The sequence below is a fragment of the Streptomyces boncukensis genome (assembly GCF_011045075.1).
In the GTDB taxonomy this organism is placed as follows: Bacteria; Actinomycetota; Actinomycetes; order Streptomycetales; family Streptomycetaceae; genus Streptomyces; species Streptomyces boncukensis.
Genome location: NZ_JAAKZZ010000292.1, coordinates 1 through 9,451, shown reverse-complemented (window position 1 = coordinate 9,451; position 9,451 = coordinate 1). Strand labels below are relative to the sequence as shown.

At 70.5% G+C, this 9,451-nt stretch carries 8 protein-coding genes; all 8 read left to right on the top strand.

From position 1 onward, the window contains the following. The coding region (locus tag G5C65_RS23985; protein WP_206442203.1) for a lysozyme family protein at nucleotides 1-2,157 on the top strand (2,157 nt) is incomplete at its 5' end. Nucleotides 2,158-2,160: 3 nt separating this feature from the next. Further along, nucleotides 2,161-3,411: a hypothetical protein gene (locus tag G5C65_RS23980; protein WP_165300992.1), complete on the top strand. Its 1,251-nt coding sequence runs from the start codon at nucleotides 2,161-2,163 to the stop codon at nucleotides 3,409-3,411. Nucleotides 3,412-3,414: 3 nt separating this feature from the next. Next, nucleotides 3,415-5,817, top strand: a complete 2,403-nt coding sequence (locus G5C65_RS23975) for a hypothetical protein (protein WP_165300991.1) — start codon at nucleotides 3,415-3,417, stop codon at nucleotides 5,815-5,817. Continuing rightward, a complete protein-coding gene (locus tag G5C65_RS23970) occupies nucleotides 5,814-6,038 on the top strand; it encodes a hypothetical protein (RefSeq protein WP_165300990.1) in 225 nt (74 codons plus the stop codon). The genes G5C65_RS23975 and G5C65_RS23970 overlap by 4 nt, the downstream gene beginning before the upstream one ends. A 28-nt stretch (nucleotides 6,039-6,066) precedes the next feature. Beyond that, nucleotides 6,067-7,881, top strand: a complete 1,815-nt coding sequence (locus tag G5C65_RS23965) for a hypothetical protein (RefSeq protein ID WP_165300989.1) — start codon at nucleotides 6,067-6,069, stop codon at nucleotides 7,879-7,881. Nucleotides 7,882-7,893: 12 nt separating this feature from the next. Next, nucleotides 7,894-8,790 carry a GH25 family lysozyme gene (locus G5C65_RS23960; protein ID WP_165300988.1) on the top strand — a complete coding sequence of 299 codons (897 nt, stop codon included), beginning with the start codon at nucleotides 7,894-7,896 and terminating at the stop codon, nucleotides 8,788-8,790. A 2-nt stretch (nucleotides 8,791-8,792) separates the two neighbouring features. Continuing rightward, nucleotides 8,793-9,032 carry a holin gene (locus tag G5C65_RS23955; RefSeq protein WP_165300987.1) on the top strand — a complete coding sequence of 80 codons (240 nt, stop codon included), beginning with the start codon at nucleotides 8,793-8,795 and terminating at the stop codon, nucleotides 9,030-9,032. Beyond that, nucleotides 9,029-9,274, top strand: coding sequence for a hypothetical protein (locus G5C65_RS23950; RefSeq protein ID WP_165300986.1), 246 nt, complete (start codon nucleotides 9,029-9,031; stop codon nucleotides 9,272-9,274). Before G5C65_RS23955 ends, G5C65_RS23950 begins: the two co-directional genes overlap by 4 nt. The last annotated feature ends 177 nt before the right edge of the window (nucleotides 9,275-9,451 follow it).

Genomic DNA, 9,451 nt, shown 5'->3' with positions numbered 1-9,451 from the left:
GTCAAGCTCGGCATGGACGGCATCAGCAGGTCCGCGAAGGTGCTGGAGCCGCAGGTCGAGCGGCTGCGGGAGACGCTGTCCGCGACGTGGGCACGCGAGCTGACGCCCGCTTTCAGATCGCTGGTGCCCGTGTTCGGCACGCTGCGCACGGGGCTGGACGGCATCGCTGAAGCGATGGCGGAGAACGTGGCCGCGACGCTGCGGTGGGTCGGCTCCGCGCAGGGTATCCGCGCGGTGGACGGGATCCTGGACGGGGCGCAGCAGGCGCTCTCGGGTATCACCAGTGGGCTGCGTCCGCTGATCGCCGGGTTCCTGCGGCTGGCCGCAACGATCTCGCAGGCGTTCGGGCAGCAGGTCGGCGCCAGCATCGGGAACTTGATCACGCGGTTCGGGAACTGGCTGTCGCAGATCTCCCGGGGCGACCAGGCCGTGCAGTGGGTGCGCGATGCTGTCGCGGTCTTCCGCCAGCTGGGGCAGGTCATCCAGGCGGCAGGCCAGATTCTCCGCGCGGTGTTCACGGCAGCAGCCGAGGCAGGCGGCAACGCGCTCGGAGCGCTGGGAACCCTACTGACCACGCTCGCGCAGCAGATGAACAGCGTGGCCGGTCAGCGGGCACTCGTGCAGGTCTTCACCGCGCTGAACCGGGTATTCGCGACGCTGGCGCCGATCATCGGGAACGTCATCCGCCAGCTGGGGTCACTCGCCGGGCCGATCGCGAACATCGCCACCGCACTCGGGCCCGGCCTGCAGGCCGTCATCACCGCGCTGGGCGCTGGACTGCGCGCGCTGGGCCCCGGGCTGACACAGGTCGCACAGCAGCTCTCGAAAGCGTTCGCGAACCCGGCGGTCACCTCGGCCATCCAGCAGCTCGGCGCCACACTCGGCGGGCTGCTGGGGGCGCTGGCGCCGCTGCTGCCGGTCATCACGCAGATCGCGGCCGTCATCGTCAGCGCGCTCGCAGCAGGCATCCAGGCCCTTCTGCCCACTCTGCAGCAGTTCGTACAGCTGTGGTCCGCCAGCCTGATGCCGGTCATCCAGCAGGGCGCGCCGATCCTCACGCAGATCGCGGTGGTGATCGGGCAGCTGCTGGCCCAGGCGTTGCAGGCGCTGATGCCGCTGCTGCCGCAGATGTCCGCGTTCTGGCTGCAGTTGCTCGCTGCGGTCGAGCCGCTCATCCCGCAGCTCACGGCCCTGGCGCAGCAGGCGATGGCAGTCCTCGTACAGAACGCGCAGCAGCTCCTGCCCGCGCTGATGCAGCTCGCACCGGTCTTTCTCCAGCTCCTCCAGGCAGTACTGCCGCTGCTGCCGCCGCTGATCAACCTGGGGATGCAGATCGCCCGCCTCACGGTCGTGATCGCCCCGGTGATCGGGCTCATCCTCCGGTTCGCGGCGGCGTTCTTGTCCTGGCAGGCGATCTACGTGGTCATCCCGCTCATCCGGGCCGTGGTCGCGGTGGTCAACGGCATCGTGGGCGTCCTGGCGCGGGTGATCGGCGCTGTCGCCGGCTTCGCTTCTCGGGTCGTCGGTCTCTTCTCCGGCCTCCCGGGTCGTGTCAGCGGCGGCATCTCGGCTCTGATCGGCGTGGTCTCGCGGGTTTTCAGCTCCGCGATGAGCACCGCGCGGCGGCTGGTGTCGTCGGGAGTCAGCTCTGTGGTGAGCACCTTCGCGGGGCTGCCGGGCCGGGCCGCGTCGGCGGTATCGGGACTCGGGTCCCGGATCGCCGGGAAGATCTCCGATGCCACGTCCGCTGCGGTGGGGGCCGCGAAGTCGTTGATCTCCAGCATCGCCTCCGCCTTCTCCGGGCTCGCGTCCGCGATCGCCGGGAAGATCGGCGACATCGGAAGCGCGATCAAATCCAAGATCCCTGGCGGCCTGCGTCGATTCGTCCCCGGTCTGGCCAACGGCGCGATCGTCACCCGCAACCAGATCGTGGAGGTGGCCGAGGGCAACCGGCCCGAGGTCGTCATCCCCCTCACGAAGCCGCGCCGTGCCGCCCAGCTGGCCGAGCAGTCCGGGCTGCTGGAGCTGCTGGCCCGCCAGGGCGCGGGCGGCGGGACGCAGATCACGAACAACTGGAACATCAGCAGCCGCATGAGCGATCCCATGGTGCTCGCCCAGCACCTCCAGGGCCGCATCGCGGTCGCGGCGGGGGTGTAGCGGGTGCTCGCGGACTACATGGACCTCGCCGGAGTCGAGATCGTCAACTCCGCCCGCGCGGCGGTGTATGCGCGGGCCCGCGGCATCCCGGTCGAGTGCGACCCGTGCCCGGACCTGCCGGCCGCACTCGGCGACATGCCCTACGTGGACCCGGTCACCGATGAGGCGCCGTGGTGGGACCCGGCGGTGCCGGAGTCGGCGGGCGTGCTCGGTGTGCTCGGTCTCGGGGTCGCGGGTTTCGACTCGTCGCCGATCTCCCGGGATCCGACTCAGCTCGTCGGGGATGGCGCCGTGATCGGCGCGGCCCGGCGGCAGCACCGTGAGCTGGCGTACACGGTGCTGCTGATCGCGGCGGACGAGTGCGCGCTCGGGTACGGGCTGGAGTGGCTGGCCTCCGCGCTCCAGGGCTCCGCCTGTGCGTCGTGCGCGGGCGATGAGATGTGTGTCTTCTCCTGCTGCCCCGTGGACGGGGAGCGGGAGCTGCGGCACCTGTACGACGTGGGCGTGCTCGACGGCCCCGAGGTGACCGACACGCAGTACCTCGGCAGCGGTGCCGTGCTGGCCACGGTGACTTTCAGCCTCGCGGCCGGCACGCCGTGGATCTACCGGGAGCCGCTCGCTACCGGCCAGCAGGACGACGGCTGGGTGCCGCTCGGCGGCGGGGAACTGGTGGGCCCGGTCGATCCGGATCAGGTGTACGAGCGGTGTCTGGAGCCGGCTCCGTGCGCGGTGGATCCGCTGTGCCCGCTTCCGCCTCTGCCTCCGGCGCCGCCGGCCCCGGCGTCGCCGTGCTACGCGCGGGGCCTGGGGACGTTCCGGCGGTCGCTGATCTCGGTGTCGCCGCTGGACCAGCCGCAGTGGCTGGAGACGGTACCGGTGCTGGAGGTGCGGGCCGGCAGCACCGACATGCGCCGGTTGATCGTCAGGTTCTGGCAGAACCCCCAGGGCGGGGAGTGCCAGGGCGACCTGGATCCGTGCGCCGCCTGCACGGACATCAACGTGAGCTATCTGCCCCGCAGGGCTGTGCTGCGCGTCGACGGGCGGGTGCGCCGGTCGGTGGTGGAGTGCCCGCAGATCCCGATCGGCACCGCCACGTCGACGCCGACGATCTACGGGCCCCGCGGCGGCCTGTACGAGTGGCCCGTCTTCTCCTGCCCGACGGGGCTGTGCATCGAGGTGTGGTCGCAGGACGGCTACACCGCTCCGGACGCGACGGCGCGGGTGCTGCTGGTGCCCCGCTCGGATGTGGGGTGACTGGTGGCCGACATACTCTTCAACCTCAACGGGTCCACCACGCCGATGCTCGGCGGCGCCGTCGAGCTGGACCAGACCCGTGTGCACCAGCAGGTAGCGCTCGATGCTGTCGGCGGCCTGGTGTACACGACGCAGGTCATCGCGAACGGCGTGACGCTGCCGGACGAAGACGAGCCGCCGGCGACCGGGGTACGGGACTCGCGCGGGGACTTGGCTATCAACCGCGTGACGCTCGACGGCGAGGTCACCGGCGTGATGTACGCGCGGGGCTTCGATCACGGCGCGGGCCTGGCCGTCGAGAACGCGGCCGGCGCGGCGTACCTGTGGCTGGCGTACGACGCCGTGATGCAGCCGATCGGAACTAATGCCCACGGCCGCAGGCTCGTGCGCATGCCGTTCGAGGACGGCGCGATCGTGGACGTCGGGGCGCCGGGCCTGGACGTCTACACCCCGGTGGAGCCCGTAGAGACCGTGCGCGGGGTCACGGCGTCCCTGGACGCGGAGCACAGCCGGATGGCCATCGCGGTCAACACCGGTAGCGGGGTGCGGTACCGGATCTATGAGCTGGAGGACTTCCGCGCGAAGGACTTCTCCGCCCCGGTGTACGAGTTCGCGCGGCCGTCGTTCCCCGCGCTCCAGTCCTGGACGCTGTACGGCCGGTACATCTACCAGACCCACGGCACCGGCTACGGAGATGGCAACCCCGAGCCACCGGAGGGCAACGGGGATGCGTACTTCACGGTCATCGACATCCGGAACGGGGCCGTTCAGCAGCGGGTGCACAACTTGCACGCGTTGACCTTGGATGCTCGTGAGCCGGAGTCCATCTCGGTCTGGGCCCCGGATGGTGCGCCGCAGTTGGTGTTCGGGTTCGCCACCGGCGGGATCGGTGCCCGCCGGATGAACCTCTACTCGGTCAGCTCCAGTGTGGACCCGGACGTGACGCTGACCGCCTCGGCGGTCACCAGCCCGGAGCCTGGCATCGAGCTGTCGGTGGCGCTGGCGGACACCACGGGGATTCAGAGCTGGACGATCCACCGCACCGTTGCTGGCATGGATCAGCTGATCCTTTCTGGGGAGACGCTGCCGACGGGCTCGACGTGGCTGGACCCGGCGCCGCCGGCGTGTGTGCCGGTGACGTACCGGCTGGTGGTCCAGCGCACCTCGGGGGTCTCTGAGGTCTCGACGTCCAACCGGGTCACCTACACCCCGGAGGGCGGTTGCGGCGGTGGCGGAGGCGGCCCCGTCGGTGACCAGGACAACATCCTGGGCTGCGCGTCGGAGTACCGGGCGGTGATCCACTGGCGGGGCGGCGGCCGGCAGTACCTCGCGCTGGAGCGGATCAGCGCGGTGGAGTGGGGCCGCACGATCAACGACATCAGCGAGGCGTCTGTGACCGTCGCGGTGGCGGACGCGGGTCCGGAGTACTGCGAGGCGCTCGGCCGGGTCGAGCCGTGGGTGCACGAGCTGACGATCTACCGGGACGGCGACCTCGTCTGGCAGGGGCCGGTGGTGCGCCCGCGGTTCCGGCGGGACGCTGTCGTGATTGGGGCGCAGGACGTGACGGGGTGGTTCGACCATGTGGTGAACACCTTCCGCGTCACCTACACCAGCTCGACGGCGGACGCGCGGGGCCGGATGCGGGCACCGATCACGTACATCGCGGAGAACCACATCCGCCTGAACCTCGCCGAGAGCAGCCTGAGCGATCCGCCGGACTGGTGCGGCATCCTGCCGTACCTCGTCCGCCGGGACACAGGGCTTCCCCGCATCAAGGTCGAGAAGGACGGCAGCTCGAACCGCAGCGTGTGGACCGAGTACCTCGGCGACATCCTCCGCGAGTGGACCAAGCGCGGGCTGACCTGGACCACGGTAGGCCGCTCCCTGCTGCTGCGCGGGCGCCCGACCAGCGACACCCGCGCGACGGCGACCCTCACCCTGGACCACATCTCCGGGGACGTGGAGGTCATCAAGGACGGTCTCAGCGGGGCCGCCTACGCGTTCGCCACCTCTCAGCAGGGCCAGGACATCAGCGACGGCAAGACCCTCGGCACCGGCCGCACCAGGACGACTTACGGCCGGCTGGACACCCTGGTGCGCCTCCAGGAGGAGGACGCGGCGGACGCCGACCTGCGCGAGGCCGCGCGCGATGACCTCGCCGGACGCTACCCGGTGCCGACGGCGATCAACGTACCGGCCAACGCGCAGCTCACCCCGGACGCCCCGGTGACCATCCGCCAGCTGGTGCCCGGGGAGCGCCTGGACGTATTCGCCCACAACCTATGTCTGCCGCTCCGGCAGGGCTTCGCGATCTCCGACGTCGACGTGACCTGGCAGAGGGGCGGAGAGCGGGTCCAGGTCGGGCTGATCCCGCTCGGAGACGTGGACGAGGAGCTGAGCACATGACCGCGCTACCGGGTCAGCGGGCGGCGCAGCGGCCGATGCGGGCCGCGGTGTCCGTGCAGCGCACGCTCGGCCGGGCGCTGCACGACAGCAGCGCGTCGTCCAGCGTGCTGATCCTCAACGTGGCCGGCCGGTGGATGCGGCAGGTGGTGGACGAGGAGGGCCAGGAGCGGCTGGTGCCCTACGAACTCGGCGGCGGAGAGGAGCCAAGCGGTGGCCGGTAGATGCGGGTGCGGCGGGACGTGCAGCTGTGTGCTGGAGGTGGACCCGCCGCTGACCAAGGACGGGAACGGCACGGTGGCGTCACCGTGGAGGCTCGGGGTCGACCTGGGCGGCCTGCTGAGCGATGCGGCGGGGATGGGCCTGCGCTGGGACAAGTCGCTGGAGAAGCTGAACGTATGTCTGAGCCGCGACACGGGTAACTCGCTCCGCTTCGGCGCGGACGGCTGCCTGTACGCGCCCGGCGGGGACACCCCGGTGCCGGAGGTGTGCGCCCGTCCGATCGAGTCGCTGCCGGAGACCGGGGTGGTGGCGGCGGAGGCGCTGGCGGGGCTGCACGGGCCGTACTCCTCGCCGCAGCAGCTGGAGTACTGCCTGGCCCATCAGTTCGACATCATCGGCTTCAAGGTGGCCACCTCCTCGGACGACGTCGGGGTGGTCGCGGACTACTGGTCCCACCGGATCACCACCGGCCGCACGAGCCTGTACGTGACGCAGGACATCCGGCAGATGAACACGTCCACCATCAAGTCGGTCTACAACTACGCCGGAGACACCGACGATCCGGTCTCCTACAACCAGGGCGACGGCAACGTGGACCGCGGCGACCGGCGGGGCGGCTGGTGGGGCTGGCTGGCGCCCCGGTACTACCAGCCGCTTGTCGCCGAGTTCCTGGACCGGATCGACGGCAAGAGCGTGGCGCTGCTGGAGTGCGCTCCCGACCCGGATCTGGCGTCCTACCCGGAGGCGACCGCGATCATCGGCGCGATCCGGGCCGTGCTCCAGTACTGCGCGCAGTCGTGGGCGATGATCGGGGTGCGCGAGCTGGAGTCCGCGCAGTCGGTGGCCGGGGCCGGGATCACTCCGGTGATGATGCCCCTTCGCCCCGAGTCGTGGGGTGAGACGGGGTTGCCGTATCCGGTGGCCGATCTGACCGGCGCCGGGGTGGAGTGGATCATCCTGAGCCACCGGTACGACGACACGGTGCACGCGGCCTACCGGGATGCCGGGATCACCGTTCTGCTGTGGGGCGACTCCCGGCACGTCACCAGGGCCCGCGCGGAGGCGCTGGGGCTGCGGGGCGGGTACGGCTTGGACCCGCTCTACTACCGCGGCGGGATCCCGGGCGGCTCGCGGTACGGATACCGCACGGAGTACGACCCCTGGGAGCACCGCCGGGTCGGCACGGGGCAGCTCACGCACCGCACCGACCAGGGGAACGTCCTCTCGTCCGGCGGCTACGTGCGCGGACGGACAGAGGAGAGCGAGCAAGGGCTCATCCTGCCGGCCGGGTTCGGGGCGGACATCGGCCGCGCGAGCGTACTGGTCGGCTGGGAGTGCCCGCTGACGAACCCGGACTCGTACACCATCACGTGGGACATGAAGTGGAACACGCTCGCCGAGGACTCGTCGGCCCGCGCGAAAATGGGACTCCTCTTCGGAGCGGAAACCGATGCCGGCCCGTATGCGTGGCCCGATGACCCGGAGGTGAATCCGTCCGGATTCCCTACCGGGCAGGTCACGCTGTATCGCGCATTCCAGAGGCAGTCCGGCGAGATCGGGCTGGCGAAATGGCCCGCCCCAGGTGCGTCGATCGAGTACCTGGCCACCGCGTCGTCCCCGAGCGTCGCGGCGGGTTTCTACAACTCGTATGAGCTGGTGGTGGCCCCGGATCAGATCACGTTCACGCGCACGTTGACCGACGGCACGCAGTACTCGGTGACGACCGGCGACAGCCAGTACCGGGGCCCGTATTTCTGGATCGAGAAAGAGGAGACGTTCTACGGGCGGCCCGCGAATCGCTTCGCGGGGAAATTCCGCAACATCACCTACCTGCCGAGCAATTGAGAGAGGGCAGCCGTGGCCGTGAAAGGGATCGATGTCGCCTCGTACCAGCCAGAGCGGTACAGCACGAAGGGCATCGACTTCGTGTTCGTGAAGGCCACCGAGGGCACCAGCTACATCAACCCCAAGATGTGGGCGCAGGCCGCACACGCACGCGATGCCGGGCTGGTCGTGGGCTTCTACCACTTCCTGCGCCCCGGATCGATGACCGCGCAGGCCCGGTACTTCGTGGAGAAGTGCGCCAGTCGGCACGGCGACCCGCTGTGGGCCGACTGGGAAGACCCGGGAGTCAGCTGCGCCGACAAGGACGCGTTCCTGGCAGAGGTCAAGCGGCTACGCGGCAAGACGCACCGCGTGGGCCTGTACTGCAACGTCGACTACTGGCTCAACCGCGACACCACGTCGAACGCAGGCGACGCGCTGTGGATCGCCCAGTACAACGGCCGCCCCGGCAAGCCCAACATCCGGCACCCCTGGCTGTTCCACCAGTACACCAGCACGCCGATCGACACGAATCTCGGCGCCTTCCCCTCCCAGGCCGCGCTGCGCGCCTGGGCCACCAAGACGACACCGGAGGACGACGTGCCCACACAGGAAGAGCTGTACCGGGGCGCCTGGGAGCTGGACGGCGAGATGGCCGTGCCCTGGGGCAGCGAGACGAACCCGACGTGGAAGCCGAAGAGCGTACTCATCCACGTCGGCGAGGTCGCCCGGGAGACCCGCGGCCGGGTCAAGGCGCTGGAGGGCGCGGTGGCCGAGCTCGCGGCGAAGGGCGCGGCTCGGGATGCAGTGCTCTCCAAGCTCGCCGAGGGCGGCGGACTGACCGCGGAGGAGATCCGCGCGGCTGCGGAGGCCGGCGCGCAGGCAGCGCTCGACCGGCTCGGCGACGCGCTCATCACGGAGGAGAAGTGATCATGACGACCGCAGCATTCTGGACCGCGACCTTCGAGCGGATGATCAGGACGTTCGCTCAGGCCCTCATCGCCGCGCTCGGCCTGGACGAGGCCGGGCTGGTGGACGCGCCGTGGGGGGATGCGCTGTCGCTGGCGGGCGGGTCCGCGGTGCTGGCGCTGCTGACCGCCGTGGCGACATCCGGTACCGGGGGCGACGGTCCAGGGGTGACCGAGGCCGTGCGCGAGCGGGCGCGGCCGTGACCCCACCGGAGCAACGGGATGTCGCGCTGGAACTGGAGAAGCTGCGGGGGACCGTTGAGGCGGGTTTCGCCCGGCTCGACGGCCGCCTGGACCTCGCGCTCCAGCGCACTGAGCAGACCGAGGGCGAGCTGGCCCGGCTCGGGGAGCGGGTGGCGGCGCTGGAACAGCGGGTGTGGGCCGCGTCCGGCGTCGCGACCGCGCTGGGCGCCGCCATCGGCTACGCGCTTCAGATCATCACCTGACAGACCGCCCGCGGCGCGCGTACGTTGTGCGTGTCGGACAGGTACGGACTTAGGACTTGTCCGGTCGATCATGTGACTGCCTCGCGTCCGGGTCGTTGATGCGGACATGGGGCGGGGTGATCTGAGTGATGCCGAGTGGGAACGGCTGCGGCCGTTCCTGCCTGTCAGTAACAGGCG